This is a genomic window from Acetivibrio ethanolgignens, assembly GCF_001461035.1.
Lineage (GTDB): Bacteria > Bacillota > Clostridia > Lachnospirales > Lachnospiraceae > Velocimicrobium > Velocimicrobium ethanolgignens.
Map to the genome: position 1 here is coordinate 99,390 of NZ_LNAM01000112.1, position 24,194 is coordinate 123,583.

Consider the following 24,194-nt stretch of genomic DNA (forward strand, 5'->3'; position numbering starts at 1 on the left):
AAAGGAGGACAAGCAATGGAATCCAGAGATATTTTACAGGAAGCAAAGGAACTAGAGGAAATACTGGTGAGAAACCGCCGGTTTCTGCATACGCATGCGGAGACAGGCTTTGATTTAAGAGATACAAAGGAGTATGTAAAGCAGGAGCTTATAAGACTGGGCTATGAGCCAAAGGACTGCGGAAGGGCAGGGCTTGTAGCCACGATTGGTGGAAAACAGCCAGGAAAGGTATTTTTGCTTCGGGCGGATATGGACGCTTTACCAATTAAGGAGGAAGCTGAAGTGGATTTTTCGTCGGAAACAGAGAATATGCATGCCTGTGGACACGATATGCATACGGCTATGCTTTTGGGAGCGGCTGCTATTTTAAAGAAGCATGAGGAGGAAATGAAGGGAACGGTAAAGCTTATGTTCCAGCCGGCAGAGGAGATTTTTGAAGGCTCAAAGGATATGCTTAAGAATGGGCTTCTGGAAAATCCGAAGGTGGACGCAGCAATGATGATTCATGTTATGGCAGGGATGCCGTTTCCAGCAGGCACAGTCATTGTCTCTAATCCTGGTGTTAGTGCTCCGGCAGCTGATTATTTTGAAATCAAGGTGCAGGGAAAGGGCTGCCACGGCTCTATGCCAAATACCGGTGTTGACCCTTTGAATGCTGCGGCTCACATTTTGCTGGCTATTCAGGAGATACAGACCAGAGAGCTGGCTATCAGTGAGTCGGCAGTTGTGACAATTGGAACGATGCATGGAGGTGTTGCAGCTAATGTAATTCCGGATACCGTAACGATGGGTGGAAGTATCCGTACCTATGATGAGGAAACCAGAAGCTTTTTAAAGAAACGTCTGACAGAGGTAGCCGGGGGAACAGCACAGGTATTCCGGGCAAAGGCAGAGGTAAGCTTTGGAAATGGCTGCCCTACTTTGGTAAATGATAAGGAGCTGGCGGAGGCCGGACTTAGGTATGCGAAGGAGCTTTTGGGAGAGCAGAAGGCATTCTCAGCGGCACAGCTGAGTGCAATGGATAGCTCGGGAAAGGCTTCTAAGAGCGGTGGCTCGGAGGATTTTGCCTATGTAAGCCAGGAGGTGCCGTCCATTATGTTTGCTTTGGCAGCAGGACAGCCGGAAAAGGGCTATCCTTATCCGCAGCATCATCCGAAGGTGAAATTTGATGAAGAGGCACTGGTGTATGGTGCAGCCCTTCATGCTAATATGGCCCTCAGATGGCTGGCAGAGCAGGAGTAGGAAGGAATAAAAAATGTACAAGCTGTTTTTGGTGGAGGATGATGCTACTATTACGGGAGCTCTGGAGCGTCAGCTTTCAAAATGGGGCTATGAAGTTGTGGTGGCAGAGGATTTTGACCGGGTATTGGAGGAATTTCAAAGAGAACAGCCGGAACTGGTGCTTTTGGATATTACGCTGCCGCATTTCAATGGTTTCTACTGGTGTCAGGAGATACGTAAAATCAGTACGGTGCCGATTATTTTTATTTCCTCGGCAGACAGTGATTTAAACCTGATTATGGCGATTAATCAGGGAGCCGATGATTTTGTAGCAAAGCCCTTTTCTGTGGAGGTGCTCTTGGCAAAGCTGCAGGCGGTGCTTCGCAGAAGCTATGGGATTAAGAGTGAAGTACGCAGGCTTCGAGCAGGTGAAGCAGTATTCTGTCCTGAGGAGGGATACGTTTCCTGTGGGGAAAAGAGGCTTTTGCTTTCTGGAAATGAGTATAAGATATTTAAAATTCTAATGGAGCGGGCTGGTACAGTAGTAGAACGAAATGAAATCATAGAAAGACTTTGGGAATCAGAGCAGTTTATTGATGACAATACCCTTACAGTAAATATTGCACGGCTTCGGAAAAAGCTGGAGGAGATTGGCCTTAATGATTTTATTATAACAAAAAAGGGAATTGGCTATCAGATTCAGGGATAGTCTCTGGCAGGAAATGAGGCAGATAGATGAATTTTATCAGACAGGAAGCAGGAAATATTTTAATATTTCTTCTTTTGGGTGCAGTGAATCTTTTTCTCTGGGCTGCCTATGATTTGCCAGGAGAGCCGGTTCTTTACAGTCTGGCAGCAGATATTCTGTTTTTGGTACTTTTTGAACTTTTTCGGGCAGTAGGGTATTGCCAGGGAAAGAGGGCTCTGGAAAAGGCTTTGGAGGCAGATGGGCTGGATATTTCCAGCCTGCCGGGAAAGGAAGTAGCCTTAGGTGAGGAATACCGGCGGCTTGTGACAAAAAGAGAAGAAAAGCTGCAGGGGCAGCTGGAGAAAAAGGAAGTACAGGCAGATGACCTGAAAAAATATTATGGAATGTGGAGCCATCAGATTAAGACGCCGATTGCAGGTATCCGTCTGTTGCTTTCAGAGGAGCCTGTGGATGTGCGGGCAGTAAAAAGGGAGCTTTACCGGATTGAGCAGTATGTAGAAAGCACCCTCTGGTTTCAACGGATTCAGGAGGGAAATAATGATTTGCTACTCCGAACCTATAGTACAGAGGATATTTTAAAGCAGGTAATTAAGAGAAATTCACCTCTTTTATTGCGTTCGGATTTGAAGCTAGAGCTGAAGCCTTATGATTACCCTATTTTGACCGACCGGAAATGGATGGAATTTATTTTGGAGCAGCTATTGTCTAATGCGGCCAAATATACGAAGGCAGGGACGATCCGCATCCGAGTGAAGGATATTGAGGAGGCGGTAGATATCTTGATTGAGGATACAGGTATCGGAATCCGGCAGGAGGATCTTCCGAGGATTTTTGAATGGGGATATACCGGCTGGAACGGTCATGAGAATAAGAAGTCAACAGGAATTGGTCTGGCCCTGTGCCGTCAGGCAGCAGAGCTTCTGGGACATGAGTTGGTTATTGACTCTGAACTGGGAAAGGGAACCCGGGCCACAGTGCGGATTTATCGTCCCAGAGTGAATTTGAAAGAATAAGACACAGGAAAGGGTGCGAATCTTACATGATTGTAAGGTTCCACCCTGTTTTTGTAAGGGAAAATTTGGGATTTTTCTGCTTGGAGCTGTTATAATAAGAGCACAAATTGAGAAAAGGAGACGTAAAAAATGGCGTTATTAGAGGTAAAAAAGCTGAAAAAGATATATACGACAAGGTTTGGAGGAAATCAGGTAGAGGCTCTTCGGCAGGTGGATTTTTCTGCTGAAGAGGGTGAGTATGTTGCAATTATGGGAGAAAGCGGTTCAGGAAAGACCACTCTTTTAAATATTTTAGCAGCTCTGGACAAAGCAACAGCAGGAGAGGTGGTTTTAGATGGGGAGTCTCTTTCCAGCATTAGAGATAAGGAGCTGGCAGCTTATAGAAGGAACCATCTGGGCTTTGTATTCCAGGATTTTAATCTATTAGATACCTTTACTGCAAAGGATAATATTTTACTTCCGCTGGTATTAAACGGCAAGGATCCACATTATATGGAGGTTACTCTGAAGCCTCTTTCTAAGCGGCTGGGTATTGCTGAAATATTAAATAAATTTCCATATGAAATCTCCGGAGGAGAAAAGCAGAGGGTAGCTCTGGCTCGGGCGATGATTTCCCAGCCAAAGCTTCTTCTGGCAGATGAACCGACAGGAGCACTGGATTCTAAGTCTTCAGATGAGGTGTTACAGCTATTTGAGGATTTTAATTCTACCGGGCAGACAATACTTATGGTAACTCACAGTACCAAGGCGGCAAGCCATGCAGGAAGGGTTCTGTTTATTAAGGACGGTACGATATATCATCAGCTGTATCGGGAGAACAGGAGCGAAGAGGAAATGTATGAGGCAATTTCCGACACCTTAACACTTCTGATGTCAGGAGGAAAAAAGAATGAATAAGCACTTTTACTTAAAAATGGCAGTACAAAATATACGAAAAAACCGACGGATTTATGTGCCATTTATTCTGGCCGCCATAGGAATGACAGCATTATACTGCATTTTCAGCTTCATGGCATATAATACGGGATTGGAGTTAGTGCGAGGCAGTGATGTGGTAAAAACCGTACTTGCCATGGGCTGTCGGATTATGGAGATATTTTCTGTGATTTTTTTCTTTTATACGAACAGCTTTTTGATGAAGCAGAGGAAAAAGGAGCTGGGACTTTACTGTGTATTGGGAATGGAAAGACGCCATGTAGGCAGAATTCTTTCCCGGGAAACTCTGGTCTGCGGTGTGATTTCCATTGGAGGCGGCCTTTTACTTGGAAGCCTGTTTTCCAAGGCCTGTTATGTAATTTTACTGCGGCTTTTGGGAAATGGAGTAACTCTTGGATTTATGGCTCCAGGCAAAGCAATCGGAAGAACTGTTTTGGTCTTTGCAGGCGTATTTCTTTTGATTTATCTTTATAACAGCAGCTGTGTAAAAATGATACGGCCTTTGGAGCTTTTACAAAGTGGAAAAAAGGGAGAAAGGGAACCGAAAGCAAAGTGGCTGCAGGCAATTCTTAGTACAGCGATGCTGGGATTTGGGTATTATCTTGCAATATCTAGCGGTTCGCCGGTAGAGGCTAGTAATGAATTTTTTATTGCAGTAATTTGGGTTATTGCAGGAACCTATGGACTGTTCCAGTCGGTAATCGTAGCAGTATTAAAGCTTTTGCAGAAAAAGAAAAGCTATTATTATAAAACCAGGAATTTTGTAGCGGTGTCGGGGCTTCAGTACCGGATGAAGCGGAATGCGGTTAGTCTGGCGAATATCTGTATTCTGTCTACGGCAGTATTAGTTATGGTTTCTACAACAGTAACTATCTATGCTCAGATAGAGGGAAGGGAAACGGTAATCCAGGTAAGCGGTGACTGGCAGGGAGAAAAGGAAACAAATGGGCTGGAAAAGCGGCTGGAAAAAATGATCGGGAAATATGGAAAAAAGAAAACAGATGTATTTGCTATGCGTGACAGTATAATAATCTGCTATTTGAAAAATGGAAGCTTTGTAAGAATGGAATCCGAAAAGGTTAATTTTACAGACATTGTAATACTGGAAATGATAGATGCTCCCAATTTTGAAAAAAGCTTTGGAGAAAAGCTTTCTTTAAAGCCGGGAGAGGTAATTATCTATAAAATTCTTGGTGAGGAACTGCCAAAAACGATTCAAATTGGAGAAAAAACTTATAAAGTAAAAGAGGCTCGCTACGGTTGCCCATATCCGGATATAAAAAAACCTGTCTCCAAAGCCTATTTTATAGTGACTGCAGATGAGAAGGAGCTGTGTAGTATTTATCAGATACTGTCAGGGGAGGAAACCTCTGCTTTAGAAAATTATCATTACTACTGGTATCTTTCGCCGGGGCTGGACCGGGAAGGAGAGCTTGAGCTGGCTAAAAAAATACGCTCTGCAGCTGATGAATATGGTCTTTTGACCGAGTCCGGTGAAGAGGCTAAGGAGGATTTTATTGCGTTTAATGGAAGCCTTTTGTTTATTGGAGTTTTTCTAGCAATTGTATTTATGGCAGCTACTGTTCTGATTATTTATTACAAACAGTTAACAGAAGGCTATGAGGATTGTGAACGGTTCCAGATTATGTGTAAGGTTGGAATGTCACAGGAGGAGATAAAAGCTTCTATCCGAAGTCAGGTGCTATTGGTCTTTTTCCTTCCGGTACTTATGGCAGGGATTCACCTTTTGGCAGCTTCTCCATGCCTTATGAAGATTCTGAATCTGTTTCAAGTTATGGATGAGAAGTTGTTTGCTGTCAGTGCGATTGTGACACTGGGAGTGTTTGCACTTATTTATATCTGTGTCTATGGAATTACGGCTAGAAGTTATTATCATATTGTGAATGGAAAATAAAATAGAGAAGCTTTTTAGTTATACTGTTTTTTACGAAGCTCCAGAAAAATCATGGTAAAGGCTACAACACCAGCCAGGCCATCTGCAATCGGGCCTGCGTACAAAATACCATCAATACCGATAATGAGCGGCAGAATAATAATCAGTGGCAGTAAAAAGAGAATCTGTCTGGTCAGAGACAGGAAAATACCCCGGGTTGGCTTTCCGATTGCCGTAAAGAAGTTGGAGGTAATTGGTTGACAGAAATTCCAAAAGGTAAAGAATAAAAATACTCTGAAATACCGGATAGCAAATTGATAATATTCCTCAGAGCTATTTCCGAATAGAGAAATAATATTCCTTGGGAAAAGCTGAAACAGCAAAAAGGCAAAGACCGAAAGAACTGCACCGTAGGCACAAGCACGAAGATAAGCAGTCTTTACCCGCTTATATTTTCCGGCACCGTAGTTGAAGCTGACAATAGGCTGAAGACCCTGGGAAATACCAATGATAAAGGAGAAAAACACCTGATTTATCTTGGTAATGATGCCGACGCAGGCCAGTGGAATTGCAGAGCCATAGGCAGACAAGGCACCGTAGTAGGTCAGGGACTTGTTCATAATAATCTGGACAAGCATCATAGCCAGCTGGTTGCTGCAGGGAGCACCACCCAGGGAAATGACCTTGCCGATATACCGTCCTTGCAGTCTTAGATTTTCTTTTGTCAGCGGGACGGTTTTATAATGACATAAATAATAAATTGCCATGCCACCAGAGATGAACTGACCGATAATCGTTGCCAGAGCAGCACCAGCCATGCCCATCTGAAAGTCGAAGACAAAAAGGGCATCTAAAATGGTGTTAATAATGGCACCAGTCAGATTACAAAGCATGGTAAATTTAGGACTGCCATCGGCACGAATTAGATCTCCGCCACCCGTTGCTATGATAAGAAAAGGAAAGCCAATAGAGGTAATCCGGGTGTAGGTGCTGGCATATCCTAAGATGTTGTCTGGTGAACCGAAAAATTTCAGCATCGGGGTCAGAAACAGCTGAGAGATAATCGTCAGGACGAGACCACAGCTAAAAAGCATGACAGCTGCATTGCCGATATAGCTGCCGGCTTCCTCTGTTTTTCCCTTCCCCATAGCCAGGTTAAAGGCAGAGGCACCGCCGATACCGAATAAAAGGGCAATAGCAATACAGGAAATCGACAGAGGGAAGGAAATGTTGGTGGCAGCATTGCCCAGCTCGCCGATACTTCTTCCGATAAAAAACTGGTCTACGATATTGTAAAGAGCACTGACCAGCATAGCAATAATGCTGGGTACAGCAAAGCGTCTTAAAAGAATATTAATAGGCTCTTCGCCAAGAGGATTCGTATTTTTCATGTGTATGACTCCTTTCTTAACTAGATTACCCCAAAATTCATATAATAAGACTTGATTTTTTTTCCTATTGTTGTATTATGGAAATAGGGAGGTGAAACTATGAATGCAAAGGCTTTGAGAAAGCTTTCTTATGGTGTGTATATTGTAAGCAGCTGGGATAAGGGACGTCCGGTTGGATGTGTGGCAAACAGCGTTATGCAGGTAGCATCACAGCCTGCTGTAATCGCAGTCAGTGTTAACCATGAGAATTATACAAATGAGTGCATTAAGGCTTGTGGGCGGTTTGCCGTATCAGTGCTCTCTGAGCAGTCGGAACCGTCGATAATTGGTGTGTTTGGTTTTAAGAGCAGCAGGGATAATGATAAGTTTGACGAGGTACCACGGCTTTTAAAGTGCAATATGCCAGTTGTTCGGGATAGTGCAGCCTATCTTGTCTGCGAGGTTGTGGATAAGGTAGAGACACAGACACATACGGTATTCTTTGGAAAGGTTCTGGACGCAGATCTGCTTAACGAAGAGACGCCTATGACCTACGCGTATTACCATGAGGTGGTAAAGGGAAAAAGTCCAAAGAAAGCACCTACCTATTTGCCGGAAGCAGATGATGAGGAAGCAAAATGGGTCTGCAGTGTATGCGGCTATGCTTACAGTGGTGATGTTCCATTTGGTGAGCTGCCAGAGGATTATCGCTGCCCGGTTTGCGGACAGCTAAAGGCTGTATTCCAGCTGAAAACAAAATAGAAAAAGAAACGGGAGGACAACCATGAGATTTTTTGTTGACACAGCGAATGTAGAGGATATTAAGAAGGCCAATGATATGGGAATTATCTGCGGTGTAACCACCAATCCATCTCTGATTGCAAAGGAAGGAAGAGATTTTGGTGAGGTAATCAAGGAGATTACAGGCATCGTTGACGGACCTATCAGTGGAGAGGTAAAGGCTACTACTACAGATGCAGAGGGTATGATTAAGGAAGGCCGTGAAATCGCAGCAATCCACCCTAATATGGTAGTTAAGATTCCTATGACTGTAGAAGGCTTAAAGGCAGTAAAGGTGCTGGCAAGCGAGGGTATTAAGACTAATGTTACTCTTATCTTCTCTGCTGCACAGGCACTATTAGCTGCAAGAGCTGGTGCTACTTATGTATCTCCATTCCTGGGAAGACTGGATGATATTTCTATGCCTGGCATTGATTTAATCGAAGAGATTACAGATATTTTCTCTGTACATGATATCCAGACAGAAATTATCGCAGCAAGCGTAAGAAATCCGATCCATGTAATCGACTGTGCGAGAGCTGGTGCTGATATCGCTACTGTACCATATAAGGTATTAGAGCAGATGACCAGGCATCCTTTGACCGAACAGGGCATTGAGAAGTTCAAAGCTGATTATGAGGCTGTTTTTGGAAAATAAAAATAAGGGGCTTTGAGGCAATGTTATTTAGTTAGCATCAACCTGTTAAATTAAGGGGTAAATCCACGGATTTGCCCCTTAAATCATTGACAAAATTCGGGGGGGGGGGTATAATTATACATATAATAATTAGATATATCTACGACGATTGGAGCACAGATTTTTATTGTGGGAGCTTCAAACAGTGGGGGTAATAGTGATGAAATGGATTAAAGCCTTGATAGAAAGTGAGCGTGGCATAGATTATTCAAAAGAAAATGCAACGATTGTAAAATACTGGTGTCCGATGACATTGGTTATAAATATTTGTATTTTGATAATAAGCATACATTATTTGGTTATCTATAAAAAGGCGACCCCGATATATAATGAGATAAAATCGCTAACGTATATAGCTATTACGCTCATAGAGATGATAGCGAGTATTTTCGTTGGGAAATCAGTAATACATGAAAACGAGAAATTATTTGATATATTTTTGAGGATTTATATCCTTGGAGGTTCAGTGCTGTCTTGTCTGAATTTTATATCTACTGGCGTGTATACATATTTCGTCGGAGTGCTGGTTACCATTATGCCATTGATTTTTTCACTAAAAAAGCATATGATTGACCTCGCCTGGCTAATCATAAGCTTCTTTGCGGTAGCAGAAATATGCCTGAAGGATGCCACTAGTATTGTAAAAATGGATATCACGATGTCTATGCTTGGTTTGACATGGGGACTTTTGATTGGAATATTCATTCGAAATTATAATTATCTAGAATTGGCAAAGGCAAAAATGGAACTGGAAAGAGTTAATAAAGCAGATGCTTTAACAGGAATTGGTAACAGATTGAGTTATGAGATAGTGAGAGAAAAGGTAAATGCTGAAGATGGGCATATTGCAGTTTTGTACGCAGACATTAATAATTTGAAATATGTTAATGATAAATACGGTCATGCAGCGGGTGACGAATTGATAAAGACAGTTGCTGGTGTTCTGCAATCCACCTTAAATGAAAGATTTTCCTTGCACAGGATAGGAGGAGATGAATTTGTAGGTATTTCCAGAAATAGAATTACCTTCGATGTAATAGAAGTATCCTTAAGCAAGCTTAAAAACAAAAAGACAAAAGATGGGTTTGATTGCGACATCGCGATTGGATATGCTTCTTCAAATGAATTCCCGGAAATGAAAGTACCAGAGCTAGAGAAAATTGCGGAACAACGGATGTATAAGCATAAAACCCAGTATTATTTAGAAAAGGGGATAGAAAGGCGAAAAGCTGAAAGACGTGAATGAACTTAATGCAAAATAAAAGTAAAATATAAATAGATTGTTCTCTTCTGAGGATGGTCTATTTTTGTTTTATGGGAAAAATTCAAGAGGTGGCAGATTGCTGCATAATTTTTGTTTACTTTTTAGAAAAATAATGATAAAATTGATTTGTATTATGAGGATTTTTGTGAAATTATAATAAAGATAGATGTAAGGAGGCAGTTTCATGATTTCAAACCAGATACTTCAAAGTACAATAGAAGGTTTAAAGGCAATTACAAGAATTGACATATGCATAATGGATACAGAGGGAAAGATTCTTGCCTCTACAACAACTGGTGTAGAGGAATATGAGGAGGCTGTGCTTGCCTTTGTAAATTCTCCGGCAGACAGCCAGGCTTTGCAGGGCTTCCAGTTCTTCAAGGTATTTGATGAGCACCAGCTGGAGTATATTATTCTGGCAGAGGGCGACAGTGATGATGTATATATGGTAGGAAAGATTGCATCCTTCCAGATTCAGAATCTCTTAGTTGCTTATAAAGAGAGATATGATAAGGATAACTTTATCAAGAACCTTCTGTTAGATAACCTTCTTCTGGTAGATATTTACAATCGTGCCAAGAAGCTCCATATTGAAACGGATGTCCGTCGTGTGGTATATATTATTGAGACAAAGAATGAAAAGGATACGAATGCTTTAGAGACGGTACGCAGCTTATTTACCGGTAAAACCAAGGATTTCATTACTGCGGTAGATGAAAAGAACATTATCCTGGTTAAGGAGCTTAAGCCAAATGAGACCTATGACGACCTGGAGAAGACAGCGAAGGTCGTACTGGATATGCTGAATACGGAGGCTATGACACAGGTGCATATCGCTTATGGTACGATTATTAATGAGATTAAGGATGTATCCCGTTCTTACAAGGAAGCAAAGATGGCTCTGGATGTAGGAAAGATTTTCTACAGCGAGAGAAATATTGTGGCTTACAGTAATCTTGGTATTGGACGTTTGATTTATCAGCTTCCTATGCCACTTTGCAAGATGTTTATCCGTGAGATTTTTGATGGAAAGTCACCGGATGATTTTGATGAGGAGACACTGGCTACTATTAATAAGTTCTTTGAGAATAATCTGAATGTGTCTGAGACCTCCAGACAGCTGTATATTCACCGTAATACCCTGGTATACCGTCTGGACAAGCTACAGAAGAGTACTAACCTTGACCTGCGTGTATTTGAAGATGCGATTACCTTTAAGATTGCACTGATGGTAGTAAAATATATGAAGTATATGGAGTCTCTGGAGTACTAAAAGAGAGGAAGTAAAGCATGGCTTATATGGAAGAGAATCCAATTATAACATTAGAACATGTATCGAAGACATATCCTGCGGGGACGAAGGCTTTGCAGGATTTGTCTTTAACTATACATAAGGGAGAATTTGTATTTATTGTCGGAAGCAGCGGCTCTGGCAAGTCTACGCTGATAAAGCTTCTGCTAAAGGAAATCGAGCCGACCTCAGGAAAAATAGAGGTAAACGGTCAGGAGCTTACAACGATGAAGCACAAGCAGGTGGCGAAGTACCGCCGTAAGCTGGGCGTTGTGTTTCAGGATTTTCGCCTGTTAAAGGACAGAAATGTATTTGAGAATGTAGCTTTTGCTCTGCGAGTAGTGGGAAAGTCGAATTATGCGATACGACGCCAGGTGCCTGCTATTTTAACGATAATGGGGTTGGGTGACAAATATGCATCTCTTCCGAGACAGTTGTCGGGAGGCGAGCAGCAGAGAGTGGCATTGGCGAGAGCTTTGGTCAACAAGCCGCCGATTTTGTTAGCTGATGAGCCTACCGGTAATCTGGACCCGAAGAATTCATGGGAGATTATGAAGCTTTTGGATGAGATAAATAAAAAAGGAACTACTGTAGTAGTAGTGACTCATAACAGTGAAATCGTAGATGCGATGCAGAAAAGGGTTATTACTATGAAAAAGGGCGTTATGATAAGTGACGAGCAAAAAGGTGGATACAGCTATGACAAACATTAGTACATTTTTTTACAGCATTAAGCAGGGAGTTAAGAATATCCATCGGAACCGTATGTTTTCTCTGGCGTCCATGGGTACAATAACTGCCTGCCTTTTTATGTTTGGTATTTTTTATTTTCTTCTGGCTAATTTTCAGTTTATGATAAAAAATGCAGAAAGCTCTGTGGGTGTGACGGTTTTCTTTGACGAAGGTGTGGAACAGGCCGGTATAGACACCATTGGAGATATGCTGGCAGCACGGCCAGAGGTAGAAAAGATAGAGTTTGTTTCTGCAGAGGAAGCGTGGGAACGCTTTAAGGAGACTAATTTTCAGGGAGAGGAGAACCTGGAGGAGTCCTTTGGTGAGGACAATCCTCTGGCAGATTCTGCTTCTTATGAGATTTATATGAATGATATTTCCAAGCAGTCGGAATTTGTAAAATATGCAAGAGGGATTGAGGGTGTGCGGCAGGTCAACAGCTCCGATACGACAGCGGATAGCTTGTCAAGCTTCAACATTCTGGTGGGATATATTTCGGCAGCTATTATCATTATCCTTTTGGCAGTAGCGGTTTTTTTGATTAGCACAACAGTTGCGACTGGTATTTCTGTCAGAAAGGATGAAATTTCGATTATGAGGCTTATCGGGGCGACGGACTATTTTATCCGGGCACCATTTATCGTTGAGGGTATCCTGATTGGTCTTACAGGGGCGGCGGCACCGCTGATTGTATTGTATTTTATTTATAATAAGGTGATTTATTATGTACAGGATAAGTTTGGTATTTTATCCAATATTCTGACTTTCCTGGATGTGGATGTAATATTTAAGAATCTGATACCGATTTCCCTAGGGATTGGTGTTGGTATTGGTTTTATCGGAAGCTATCTGACGGTGAGAAAGCACCTTCGGGTATAGGAAGGAGGAATTGGGATGAAGAGGCTTAAAAGGCTGTGTATCTGGACTCTGGTAGGAGCTCTTGTGCTGGGAAGTGCAGGGAAGATTTACGCTGCCGGAAGTATTTCAGATGCAAAGTCTGCGAAGGCAGAGTTAGAAAAGAAAAAGAAGGAAACCAAGGAAAAAATTACAGCCCTGGAAAAGGAAAAGGGCAATATCCTGGTTTATGTGGAAAAGCTGGACAAGCAGCTGGATGAGCTGCAGAATGAAATAGATGAAACGAATGTAAAGCTTAAAAAGACAGAAAAAAACCTGGAAAAAACGAGGCAGGAGCTTTTAGCGGCTAAGGAACAGGAAGAGAAGCAGTATGAGACAATGAAGCTCCGCATAAAATATATGTATGAAAACGGAAGTACAGATTATCTGGACCTTCTTATCCGGGCGGATAGCTTTGCTGATTTTTTAAACCGGACCGAGTATATTGCTAAAATTTCCGAGTATGATAAGAAGCTTTACGAAAAGCATAGGGAAATGAAGGAGCAAGTAGAACAAAAGAAAGCTTCTCTGGAGGAAAAACTGGATGAGCTGGAGAACCTAAAGGCAGAGCTTGCCTATGAGGAGGAGACAGTAAATAAGCTTCGTGAGGATAAGCAGGATGAGATTGAAAAATACGAGAATAATATTGATGCGGCCTCGGAAGAGGTAAAGAAATACAATGAGCAGATTGAAAAGCAGGAGCAGCTGATTGAGGAGCTTTTAGAGGCTGAAAGAAAGCGAATTGAAGAAGAGGAACGTCGGAAACGGGAGGAGGCTGCCAACAATGGTGGTGGCAACATAATCGTAGACAATACGACAGATGGATTCCGCTGGCCATTGAATGTTCCGGGGCGGATTTCCTCTTACTTTGGAAACAGAGAATCGCCGACAGCTGGTGCCAGCAGCTATCATAAGGGAATCGATATTGCTGTCCCTGTAGGTACGGATATTGTAGCTTCGGCAGCAGGAACCGTAGTGGTTTCCAGCTATTCTTCCTCTGCGGGCAACTATATCATGCTCTATCATGGAAACAGCACCTATACTGTATATATGCATTGCTCCAGATTAAATGTCAGTGTAAATGACCAGGTAAGTAAGGGGCAAAAAATTGCAGAGGCAGGTTCTACCGGTATTTCTACCGGTTCTCATCTGCATTTTGGTATTTCTGTAAACGGAGCCTATCAGAATCCGTTGAATTATGTAAGTCAGTAAGTTTGGAGGCAGTAAGCAATGAAAAAAGGAACGATGTCAGGCTTTGCCGGTGGTGTTGCTGTATCAGCGGTACTGGTTGCAGGCATGCTTCTCACAGGAAATATGAGCCTGAACCTGTCAGGTGACCAGTCGCAGGTGATACAGAAGATAGGTATTCTGGAAAAATACATAGATGCCTATTATTTGGAAGAGGTTGATGAAAGCCAGTATGCAGACGGTATTTACAAGGGACTGGTTGATAGTCTGGGTGACAAATATGCAGAATATTATACCGAAGAGGAATACCAGGAGCTTATGGAAGCAACCAGCGGAAAATATTGTGGTATTGGTGCTCAGGTGATGCAGAATCAGGAGAGCGGAGTTATCTCTATTGTCCTTCCCTTTGAGGGAAGTCCGGCAGCAGAAGCAGGACTTTTACCGGGGGATATCGTTTATAAGGTAGCCGGTGAAGAGGTTACTGGTGAGGATTTGACCGCTGTTGTGGCAAAGATGAAGGGTGAGGACGGAACCACCGTAGAGATGCAGATCTACCGTGATAATGAGTATATTGATGTGACAGTGGAACGCCGGGAAATCGAGGTGCCTACTGTCAGTCATGAGCTGCTGGACAAAAAAATCGGTTATATTGCTGTATCCTCCTTTGATGAGGTGACCGGCAAGCAGTTTCGGGAAGCCTTAGAGGAGCTGGAGAACCAGGGAGAAAAGGCACTGATTATTGATTTAAGAAATAATGGTGGTGGCCGCCTGGACGTCTGCGTTGATATGCTTGACAGGATGCTTCCTGAGGGTACCATTGTCAGCACTAAGACGAAAGCAGGCGTAGGTGAAACCTATACTTCTACCGATAAGGAAGCTTTTGATAAGCCTCTGGTTATACTAATCAACGAAAATAGTGCCAGTGCTTCTGAGGTCTTTATGGGTGCTATCCGTGACTACGGACTTGGCAAGCTCGTAGGCACTAAGAGCTTCGGCAAGGGCATTGTACAGTCTATTTTTGATTTAAAGGATGGCACAGCAGTGAAGTTTACAACCTCCGAATATTTTTCTCCAAAAGGAAATAACATTCATGGCAGCGGTTTTGAGCCAGATGTGAAGGTGGAGCTTGATAAGGAACTCAAGACCATGATTTCTATCCCGAAGGATAAGGATAACCAGCTTAAAAAGGCAATCGAGGTGCTGGAGGAGATGTTATAGATTTTGGTTTATTGCATTGAAATAATTTAATATTGTAATTTCTTTTATACAGCAGACGGGTTCTGCAAAGTTTTGCTTGCGATAGCTCGCTCCTTCTCAACTTCTCCTAAGATGTTCTATATAAAATCTCAGGAAAGCCTTCGATTTTAAGAACATCTAAGGAGCGATTTTCGAACTCACTTCCGCAATATCGCAAGCAAAATCTTTGCAGAACCTGTCTGGTATCAAAGAACTTACATTTACCAAAATCTTTCAATGCAAAAATCAAAATTTCTAATACACCACGCAAAAGCCTAGCCTGGTAAAAGCATTTACCCTACTTTAGTTTTACCAGACTAATGGACTTATGGGGTGATTGAAAATTTTGGATTGTAGATTTTGTGAAATTCGGGAGACGAAAAAAGAGTGTTGGTATTATAGCGAATAAGCTATACGGAAAAGGGCTGATAATTCTTAAAAATGCATAGCCTACAGAGGCAAAAAACACGGAGGTTTTTTGAGCGGACTTGAGACAGGAGGTCGAATGTCCGCGTACTCGTCACCTGTAGTAAATGATATGCATTTTTCTAGAATTATCGCTCTTTGTAGTCCTAGCTTAAGAGCTATAATACCAACACTCTTTTCGTTTCTTGAAAATCGAAACAAATCTACAAACCAAAATTTATCTCTTCCCTAAAGTCACCGTTACCTTCATTTCCTTATCATCAGCCCTTGAGGTACGGTAAATGGAAAGAGTGATACTGTCCTTTGGGCGATGGCTGGAAATCAGGTTATTAAACATAGTTACACCAGTGATATCATAGTCATCTACCTGGAGTATGACGTCACCGGATTTAAGACCAGCATCTAAGGCTGGGGAATTATTGTTTACGGTAGAGATATAAATGCCATTTTCTATGGAGATAGATTCCTTGTATTCGGAAGGAATATCATTAACGATAACACCAAGACTGGCCCGGGATTCGTTATTTACCAGCTTTTCAATCAAAGGCTTCAGCCGGGAAATACCGATGGCGGTACAAAAATCCGTATTTTTATCTTCACTGTGAGTGATGATACCAAGAACCTTACCCTCCAGATCTACAATCGCACCTTCTCCAGTCTCAGCAGATAGCATAGAGGTATAAAACAGCTCCAGCTTGTTATCTGTGATATAGCGGTCAATGGAGTAGCTGGAAACCATACCAAAGTCCATGGAATAGACCTGGCCGTTTGGGCTGCCAAGAGCCAGAACCGGAGTACCCGGCTTGGCGTAATAGGAATCACCCAAAACAACAGGCTCCAGATTTTTACGGATGGAAGAAGGAATATCAGTGAGGGCAATAGATAAAACAGCAAGGTTTGTTTCCTTGTCATAGCCACTCAGTTGGGCTTCTACGGTGGTACCATTGGAAAAGGTAATCTGGATGCTGCTGGCATCGGAAATCCGGTTGTAGGCAGATAAAAGAAACAGGCTGGTATCCGTTTTGGCAATCATCAGACCGCTGGTGGCATCCTTAAGCTCTGATGGATTGTCAAACCAGTCAACACCCTTCATCACGCTGGAAACTGTGACAACAGAGCGATTAAAGGCTACAGCAGCGTCGGATAAAAGGCTGTAGAATTCCTCCACCTGCTCCATGTCAAGCTCCGGGAACTTAACTTCTACAGGCTCTGGTGCCGGTGTAGCAGAAGGTGTGGGTGTCGGCGTAGCCGGGGCTTTGGTTTCCTCTGTAAAGGAAACAGAAGTATTTTTATCTCCTGTTAAAGCCTCAAAATAAGGCCTGGAAAGCGTAAAAACAAAGCTGCCTATCACTCCAAAGACAACAGCACAGATAGCGGCAGTGCCTGTAGCGTGAAACAGCTTTTTTCTTTTGTTTTTTTTATTTGGAACAATCTGTTCCTTAATAAAGGAATGATTATCTGCCATACAATATCCTCTCAAAAGCGTAATTGTAATGTAGTTATATTTTACCATGTATTTATGAACAATATATGAATGAATTGTAAACATGCCAACGTTGCTTTTTTTCCCTGTTTGGAGTAAAATAAATTTGGTATGGACAGAGATTGAAAAAGTATGTGATAGAAATGAGGAGAACATGAACGAAAAGGCATTAAAAACATTAGAATATAACAAAATTATTGATAAGCTGGTGGCTTTTGCTGGCTCAGAACTGGGAAGAGAGAGGTGTAAAAAGCTTCTTCCGATGACGGACATTGGTGAAATCCGTCGCAACCAGCAGGAGACCAGTGATGCTTTGACACGGGTTTTAAGGAAGGGTAGCTTGTCCTTTTCCGGTTTAAGGGATATCCGTGCCTCGATTATGCGTCTAGAGGTAGGCGGCGTACTCGGTATGGGCGAGCTTTTACAGGTAAGCTCCGTACTAAATGTAGCTCTTCGGGTAAAATCCTATGGAAGAAGTGAAGGAAGCGAGGAGGAGACTGCCATAGACAGCCTGAGAGAGCGTTTCTCTCTTTTGGAGCCTTTGTCACCTTTAAATAACGAGATTAAACGCTGTATTTTATCAGAGGAAGAGATGAGTGATGATGCAAGCCCAACACTCAGGCATATCCGCCGCTCTATCAAGCTGACGAATGACAGGGTGAGAGAGCAGCTGAATACGATTGTCAATGCCAGCAGCAACCAGACCATGCTGCAGGAAAATATCGTGACGATGCGGAATGGCAGATACTGTCTGCCGATAAAGGCGGAGTATAAGAGCCAGTTTAATGGCATGGTTCATGACCAATCCTCCTCTGGCTCCACTCTGTTTATTGAACCGATGGCTGTGGTAAAGCTCAATAACGAGCTGCGGGAGCTGGCTGTAAAGGAAAATGATGAGATAGAACGGATTTTAGCAGAGCTTAGTAACCAGGCAGGAGAGTATTGCCAAGAATTAAAAGACGATATAACTATTTTGGCAGAGCTTGACTTTATTTTTGCAAAGGCTTCTTTATCAAAAGGGATGCGGGCTTCCGAGCCAGTATTCAACGATAAGGGCTATATTAATATAAAAAAGGGACGGCATCCTTTGATTGACAATAAAAAGGTAGTTCCGATTGATATCCATATGGGAAAGGATTTTAATCTTTTGATTGTAACGGGACCGAATACTGGCGGCAAGACCGTTTCCCTGAAAACAGTAGGACTCTTTACCCTGATGGGGCAGGCGGGGCTTCATATTCCTGCCTTTGATGGCTCAGAGCTGGGGGTTTTTGAGGAGGTCTATGCAGATATTGGAGATGAGCAGAGCATTGAGCAGAGCTTAAGTACCTTTTCTTCTCACATGGTAAATACGGTTTCGATTATCAAGGAGGCCAATTACCGCTCTTTGGTGCTTTTTGATGAGCTGGGAGCTGGTACTGACCCGACGGAGGGGGCTGCTCTGGCAATGTCGATTCTTTCTTATCTCCACAAGAAGCAGATACGGACCATGGCAACGACCCATTACAGCGAGCTGAAGATTTTTGCCCTGTCGACGGAGGGTGTGGAGAATGCCTGCTGCGAATTTGATGTAGAGACGCTGCGGCCGACCTACAGGCTTTTGATTGGTATTCCGGGAAAGAGTAATGCCTTTGCGATTTCCAGTAAGCTGGGGCTGCCAGATTATATTATTACGGATGCGAAGGAGCGGATTGGTGAGAAGGAGCAGAGCTTTGAGGATGTGATTTCAGACCTGGAAAAGAGCCGGGTAACGATGGAGAAGGACCAGGAGGAGATTGCCCGTTATAAGGAAGAGGTAGAGCGGCTCAAGAAGAAGCTGGAGCAGAAGAATGAGCGGATTGACGAGGCTAAGGAAAAGATTCTGAGGCGAGCCAATGAGGAAGCCAGAGAGATTATCCAGGAGGCCAAGGATTTTGCTGACGAGTCCATTCGAAAGTACAACAAGTGGATGAAGGATGGCTCCATGAACAGGGAAATGGAGAAGCAAAGAAGCGAGCTTCGGGATAAGCTTAATAGTACAGAGTCTAAGCTGGCTTTGAAAGGGCAAAAGGCGAAGAAGCAGCATAAGGCCAGTGATTTTAAGATTGGTGATGCGGTGCGTGTCCTCAGTATGAACTTAAATGGGACAGTCAGCAGTTTGCCAAATGATAAGGGCGATTTATTTGTCCAGATGGGAATTCTTCGCTCCCAGGTCAATATTAAGGATTTGGAGCTGATAGATGAACCGGTAATTACAGGACCAAATATGAAAAAGACCGGAAGTGGTCAGATTAAGATGGCAAAGACTGCCTATATCAGTCCGGAGCTCAATTTGATTGGAAAACTGGTGGATGAGGCACTGCCGATTCTTGATAAGTACCTGGATGATGCATATCTGGCTCACCTGCCACAGGTGACGATTATTCACGGGCGTGGAACAGGAGCCCTTAGAAATGCAGTACACAATCATCTGAAGAAAACGAGATATGTAAAAAGCTACCGGGTAGGCGGTTTTGGTGAGGGCGACCATGGGGTAACTATTGTAGAATTTAAGTAAAGGGAGGGACTATGGAGAAGCAGAAAATATTAATTGTAGATGATGACCAGAATATTGCAGAGCTGGTGTCTTTGTATCTGGTAAAGGAGTGCTTTGAGACTAGGATTGTAAATGATGGAGAAGAAGCATTAAAGGAATTCAAAGAATATAATCCAAATTTAATTTTGCTTGATTTGATGCTTCCGGGCATTGATGGCTATGAGGTCTGCCGGGAGATACGAAAGACCTCTAAGGTGCCGATTATCATGCTTTCTGCAAAAGGGGAGGTTTTTGATGAGGTACTTGGACTGGAGCTTGGAGCCGATGACTATATGATAAAGCCCTTTGACTCCAAAAAGCTGGTAGCCCGGGTCAAGGCTGTACTCCGCCGCTTTCCTACGGCTCCGGCAGCAGAGAAGCCGAAACCGACCGGCGACTATGTGGAATATACGGATTTGATTATTAATCAGTCCAACTATTCCGTTACCTACATGGGAGAAAACATTGAGATGCCGCCAAAGGAGCTGGAGCTATTTTATTTCCTGGCATCTCATCCAAATCAGGTGTTTACCAGAGAGCAGCTTTTGGACCATATCTGGGGCTATGAGTACATTGGCGATACCAGAACGGTGGATGTACACATTAAGCGCTTGCGGGAAAAGATAAAGAACCATGCAGAGTGGGGCCTTGCTACGGTATGGGGAATTGGCTACAAATTCGAAGTAAAGAAATGAGGTAGAGCATGAAACGAAGCCTTCTGGTCAAGTTTGTGGTATGCTATCTTTTCATGGGCATATCCATATTTACAATACTGAATACCTTTGGAATCAACCGAATTCAGCATAGCCTGGTGGAAAATAAAAAGGATGTGATCTATGAAGAGGCGGGAATTATTTCTTCAGAATATATGAATAACTATTATATGGACCAGCTGTCTTTAGGAAGCTTAAGGATACAGCTTGGTACGATAGACACTTTTTTAAATGCCCGAATCTGGATTGTCCAGACAGATGGTACAGTGATTTTGGACACCCGAGATTCGTCTATCGTGCGAAATCAGGTAAATATCAACGAATTAAATCCAGATTTTCTTGAGAATACTTTTTCTGAAGACAATAGTTTTCCAAAGATATTCAGCGAAAAGATGTTGAGTGTGGTATACCCGGTTACGACGAATTATCAGATTAAGGGCTTCATTGTACTGCATACACCACTCGCAGCGATTGCAAGTGAGAGTATTTACTATACGGATATTATTAATATCTGTTTTCTTATTTTTATGGTGCTGATGCTTTTTGTGATGGCATATCTTTTCTATGTTACCGTAGTACCCCTTCATAGCATTGCTAAGGCAGCGAAGGAGTACAGCGATGGGAACTTTGATTATCCACTGGAAATCGGTTCCCATGATGAGTATAGAACTCTGGCTGGCTCTGTTTCCTATATGGCTGGCGAAATCAAGAGCCTAGACGATTACCAGAAGAAATTTGTAGCAAATATTTCCCATGATTTCCGTTCACCATTGACCTCTATCAAGGGTTATGCTGAGGCTATTTTAGATGGTACCATACCTGTGGAAATGCAGGGAAAATACCTGGAAATCATATTGTTTGAAACAGAGCGTCTGACGAAGCTTACAACGAATCTTTTGGAACTGAACCGTTTTGAAAATAAAGGAGTGCTTTTAGATATAACAACCTTTGATATTAATCAGGTAATAAAAAAGACGGCTGAAAGCTTTGAAGGTAGCTGTCTTAAGAAAAATATAAGCATAGAGCTGGTATTTTTAGAAAGAGAAACCTACGTATCGGCGGATATGGGGAAAATCCAGCAGGTGCTTTACAATCTTTTAGATAATGCCATTAAATTCAGCCACCATGATTCTGAAATCTGTGTACGGACAGAGGAGAAGGGAGAAAAGGTGCTGGTTTCCGTAAAGGATTATGGTATTGGTATTCCAAAGGAGAGCCAGAAGAAGGTATGGGAGCGGTTTTATAAGACCGATGCTTCCAGAGGAAAGGATAAAAAGGGAACTGGACTGGGACTTTCGATTACCCGGGAAATTATCAGTGTCCATAATGAAAATATTAATTTAATCAGTACCGAGGGCATTGGAAGTGAATTTATCTTTTCTCTTCCAAGAGTAGAGCCGGAGGAAGCTTAGGAGGAAAAGTAATGCGATTTTTAAGTGATTTGAGAGAGGGAGATATGGTTTCGGAAACCTATCTGTGCAAGACAAAAAATGTGCAGAAAACCAAGATGGGAAAGAGCTATTATTCCCTTCTTTTACAGGATAAAAGTGGAACTGTGGATGCAAAGGTGTGGGAGCTTACGAATGCAATCGAGCATTTTGAGCAGATGGATTATATTCATGTGGAAGGTCAGGTGACCAGCTTCCAGGGGGCATTGCAGATGAATATCCGCAGAATCCGGGTGGCCCAGGAGGGAGAGTTTGACCCGGCAGATTATATGCCGACCTCCAAGTATGATATTGAGGAAATGTACCGGGAGCTTATGGGATATTTATCAACAGTGCAGGAGCCACATTTAAAACGGTTGATTGACGGCTATTTCGTAGATAACAAGGAATTTATCAGGGTATTTAAGAAACACTCAGCAGCAAAAAGTGTACACCACGGTTTTATTGGCGGACTTTTGGAGCATACTTTGAGTGTTGTGCGATTCTGTAACTATATGGCAGGAGCTTACACAATATTAAATCGTGATTTACTTTTGACGGCTGCAGCCTTTCATGATATAGGAAAGGTCTGGGAAATCTCAGATTTCCCAGAAAATGATTATACCGACGATGGGCAGCTTTTAGGACATATTTTCCTGGGAGCGGAGTTAATCGGTAATGCAGTCCGGGCGATACCAGGTTTTCCGAAAAAGCTGGCTTCAGAACTTCGCCATTGTATCTTAGCCCATCATGGTGAGCTGGAGTACGGTTCTCCAAAGAAACCGGCAATTGCTGAGGCACTGGCCCTTAATTTCGCTGATAGTGCCGATGCCAAGATGCAGACTCTGCTAGAGATATTTGAATCAGGTGAAAATCAGAATAATAATGACTGGCTGGGCTATAACCGGCTGTTTGAGTCCAATATCAGAAGGACAAGTATTTGAAAAGGGATCAGAAAATATGCATAAAATTGAGAAGAATGATGAGCTGGAACTAATCATTGAAGATATTACTGCCGAGGGTGAGGGTGTCGGACGTGCTGATGGCCTGGCTCTCTTTGTAAAGGATGCGATTACCGGTGACCGGGTGCGGGTCAAGGTAATGAAGATGAAGAAAAGCTATGGCTATGCCAGACTTTTAGAAATCCTGGAGCCATCTCCTGCCCGGGCAGAGCCAGTGTGCCCGGTTGCCCGTCAATGCGGCGGCTGCCAGCTGCAGCATATGAAGTATGAGGAGCAGCTAAAATATAAAGAAAACAAGGTGCGAGGCTGTCTTGAACGAATCGGCGGTATTCATCTGCCAGAGGCAGTCTTTGAACCGATTATTGGTATGGAGGAGCCTTTTTATTATCGGAATAAGGCTCAGTTTCCGGTAGGACGGAATAAGGAAGGACATCTGGTGACGGGCTTTTATGCAAGCAGAACTCATTCGATTATAGATACCTCCCACTGCTATATCCAGGCAAAGGCAAACGAACAGCTTTTAAACGAGGTATGGGCCTTTTTGGAGGAGGAGCACATCGAGCCTTATAATGAAGAGACACATCAGGGGCTGGTTCGTCATATCCTGACTCGGGTAGGCTTTGTTACCGGTGAAATCATGGTTTGCCTGATTATAAATGGAGAAGAGCTGCCGGCCTCTGAAAAATTGGTGGAGCGGCTGAAAAAAATAGAAGGCATGACAAGCATCTGTCTGAATATCAATAGAGAAAAAACCAACGTAATTCTTGGCAATCAGGTAAAGGTGCTCTGGGGGCAGGGCTATATCACTGATTACATCGGTGATATCAAATACCAGATTTCCCCACTTTCCTTCTACCAAGTAAATCCTGTCCAGACCCGCCATCTCTATGAAACAGCTCTGGAATATGCCGGGCTGACAGGTAACGAGGTAGTCTGGGACCTCTACTGCGGCATCGGAACGATTTCTCTTTTCCTTGCCCAGCGGGCAAAGCAGGTCTACGGCGTGGAAATCGTCCCACAGGCCATCGCGGATGCGAAAAAGAATGCTGAAATTAATAGCATTGAAAATGTGGAATTCTTTGTCGGGGCTGCTGAGGAGGTACTTCCTCAGAAATACGCCCAAAGCAATGGTGCTATGCGTGCCCAGGTCATTGTCGTTGACCCACCGCGGAAGGGCTGCGATGAAAAGCTCCTGGAAACCATTGTGCAGATGGAGCCGGAGCGAGTGATCTATGTCAGCTGCGACCCAGCTACCCTGGCTAGGGACTTGAAGTATCTGACAGAGCAGGGGTATGAGGTGAAACGGGTGAGACCGTGCGATATGTTTGGAAATAGTGTGCATGTCGAGACATGCGTCCTTTTAACCCACAAAAAATGTGATGACTTTAGTGTTAAGATAGAAGT

At 43.0% G+C, this 24,194-nt stretch carries 20 protein-coding genes; 18 read left to right on the plus strand and 2 right to left on the minus strand.

The window, feature by feature from the left end; translation table 11 throughout:
- Window positions 1–15: 15 nt before the first annotated feature.
- The 5 genes from ASU35_RS06280 to ASU35_RS06300 all read left to right on the plus strand — a co-directional run bounded on the left by ASU35_RS06280 (window position 16) and on the right by ASU35_RS06300 (window position 5,794).
- Window positions 16–1,242 carry a M20 metallopeptidase family protein gene (locus tag ASU35_RS06280; protein WP_058352190.1) on the plus strand — a complete coding sequence of 409 codons (1,227 nt, stop codon included), beginning with the start codon at window positions 16–18 and terminating at the stop codon, window positions 1,240–1,242.
- Between the two features lie 13 nt (window positions 1,243–1,255).
- Window positions 1,256–1,930 (plus strand): response regulator transcription factor, encoded by a 675-nt coding sequence (locus ASU35_RS06285; protein ID WP_058352191.1) that lies wholly within the window; start codon window positions 1,256–1,258, stop codon window positions 1,928–1,930.
- 26 nt (window positions 1,931–1,956) lie between these two features.
- A complete protein-coding gene (locus tag ASU35_RS06290; RefSeq protein WP_058352192.1) occupies window positions 1,957–2,943 on the plus strand; it encodes a sensor histidine kinase in 987 nt (328 codons plus the stop codon).
- A gap of 129 nt (window positions 2,944–3,072) precedes the next feature.
- Window positions 3,073–3,840, plus strand: a complete 768-nt coding sequence (locus ASU35_RS06295) for an ABC transporter ATP-binding protein (protein ID WP_058352193.1) — start codon at window positions 3,073–3,075, stop codon at window positions 3,838–3,840.
- Window positions 3,833–5,794 (plus strand): FtsX-like permease family protein, encoded by a 1,962-nt coding sequence (locus ASU35_RS06300; protein WP_058352194.1) that lies wholly within the window; start codon window positions 3,833–3,835, stop codon window positions 5,792–5,794. The genes ASU35_RS06295 and ASU35_RS06300 overlap by 8 nt, the downstream gene beginning before the upstream one ends.
- 14 nt (window positions 5,795–5,808) lie before the next feature.
- Here ASU35_RS06300 and ASU35_RS06305 read toward each other — a convergent pair whose 3' ends face one another.
- A complete protein-coding gene (locus ASU35_RS06305; protein ID WP_172794606.1) occupies window positions 5,809–7,164 on the minus strand; it encodes an MATE family efflux transporter in 1,356 nt (451 codons plus the stop codon).
- Window positions 7,165–7,263: 99 nt separating this feature from the next.
- Here ASU35_RS06305 and ASU35_RS06310 point away from each other — a divergent pair, with 99 nt between their 5' ends.
- From ASU35_RS06310 to ASU35_RS06345, 8 genes are all read left to right on the plus strand, one after another.
- Window positions 7,264–7,905, plus strand: coding sequence for a flavin reductase (locus ASU35_RS06310; RefSeq protein ID WP_058352196.1), 642 nt, complete (start codon window positions 7,264–7,266; stop codon window positions 7,903–7,905).
- Between the two features lie 22 nt (window positions 7,906–7,927).
- A complete protein-coding gene (fsa, locus tag ASU35_RS06315) occupies window positions 7,928–8,581 on the plus strand; it encodes a fructose-6-phosphate aldolase (RefSeq protein WP_058352197.1) in 654 nt (217 codons plus the stop codon).
- Window positions 8,582–8,780: 199 nt separating this feature from the next.
- Window positions 8,781–9,866 carry a GGDEF domain-containing protein gene (locus ASU35_RS06320; protein WP_058352198.1) on the plus strand — a complete coding sequence of 362 codons (1,086 nt, stop codon included), beginning with the start codon at window positions 8,781–8,783 and terminating at the stop codon, window positions 9,864–9,866.
- Between the two features lie 202 nt (window positions 9,867–10,068).
- Entirely contained in the window at window positions 10,069–11,157 is a 1,089-nt protein-coding gene (locus ASU35_RS06325; RefSeq protein ID WP_058352199.1) for a PucR family transcriptional regulator, read from the plus strand.
- 17 nt (window positions 11,158–11,174) lie between these two features.
- Window positions 11,175–11,888 carry a cell division ATP-binding protein FtsE gene (gene ftsE, locus ASU35_RS06330; RefSeq protein ID WP_479714983.1) on the plus strand — a complete coding sequence of 238 codons (714 nt, stop codon included), beginning with the start codon at window positions 11,175–11,177 and terminating at the stop codon, window positions 11,886–11,888.
- The gene (gene ftsX / locus ASU35_RS06335) at window positions 11,875–12,786 is read left to right on the plus strand and encodes a permease-like cell division protein FtsX (RefSeq protein WP_058352200.1); all 912 of its coding nucleotides are present in this window, start codon (window positions 11,875–11,877) and stop codon (window positions 12,784–12,786) included. Before ftsE ends, ftsX begins: the two co-directional genes overlap by 14 nt.
- Before the next feature lie 15 nt (window positions 12,787–12,801).
- Window positions 12,802–14,013 (plus strand): murein hydrolase activator EnvC family protein, encoded by a 1,212-nt coding sequence (locus ASU35_RS06340; RefSeq protein WP_058352201.1) that lies wholly within the window; start codon window positions 12,802–12,804, stop codon window positions 14,011–14,013.
- Window positions 14,014–14,031: 18 nt separating this feature from the next.
- Complete coding sequence (locus tag ASU35_RS06345) at window positions 14,032–15,207, plus strand: S41 family peptidase (protein ID WP_058352202.1); 1,176 nt, start codon at window positions 14,032–14,034, stop codon at window positions 15,205–15,207.
- Between the two features lie 661 nt (window positions 15,208–15,868).
- Here ASU35_RS06345 and ASU35_RS06350 read toward each other — a convergent pair.
- The gene (locus ASU35_RS06350; RefSeq protein WP_058352203.1) at window positions 15,869–17,116 is read right to left on the minus strand and encodes a S1C family serine protease; all 1,248 of its coding nucleotides are present in this window, start codon (window positions 17,114–17,116) and stop codon (window positions 15,869–15,871) included.
- Window positions 17,117–17,288: 172 nt separating this feature from the next.
- Here ASU35_RS06350 and ASU35_RS06355 point away from each other — a divergent pair, with 172 nt between their 5' ends.
- The 5 genes from ASU35_RS06355 to rlmD all read left to right on the plus strand — a co-directional run.
- A complete protein-coding gene (locus tag ASU35_RS06355; protein ID WP_058352214.1) occupies window positions 17,289–19,670 on the plus strand; it encodes an endonuclease MutS2 in 2,382 nt (793 codons plus the stop codon).
- A gap of 11 nt (window positions 19,671–19,681) precedes the next feature.
- Window positions 19,682–20,383 carry a response regulator transcription factor gene (locus tag ASU35_RS06360; protein WP_058352204.1) on the plus strand — a complete coding sequence of 234 codons (702 nt, stop codon included), beginning with the start codon at window positions 19,682–19,684 and terminating at the stop codon, window positions 20,381–20,383.
- Window positions 20,384–20,391: 8 nt separating this feature from the next.
- Window positions 20,392–21,813, plus strand: a complete 1,422-nt coding sequence (locus ASU35_RS06365) for a sensor histidine kinase (protein WP_058352205.1) — start codon at window positions 20,392–20,394, stop codon at window positions 21,811–21,813.
- 11 nt (window positions 21,814–21,824) lie between these two features.
- Window positions 21,825–22,772 (plus strand): 3'-5' exoribonuclease YhaM family protein, encoded by a 948-nt coding sequence (locus ASU35_RS06370; protein WP_058352206.1) that lies wholly within the window; start codon window positions 21,825–21,827, stop codon window positions 22,770–22,772.
- A gap of 16 nt (window positions 22,773–22,788) precedes the next feature.
- Window positions 22,789–24,194 (plus strand): 23S rRNA (uracil(1939)-C(5))-methyltransferase RlmD (gene rlmD, locus ASU35_RS06375; protein ID WP_058352207.1); only part of this gene is annotated, 1,406 nt, incomplete at its 3' end.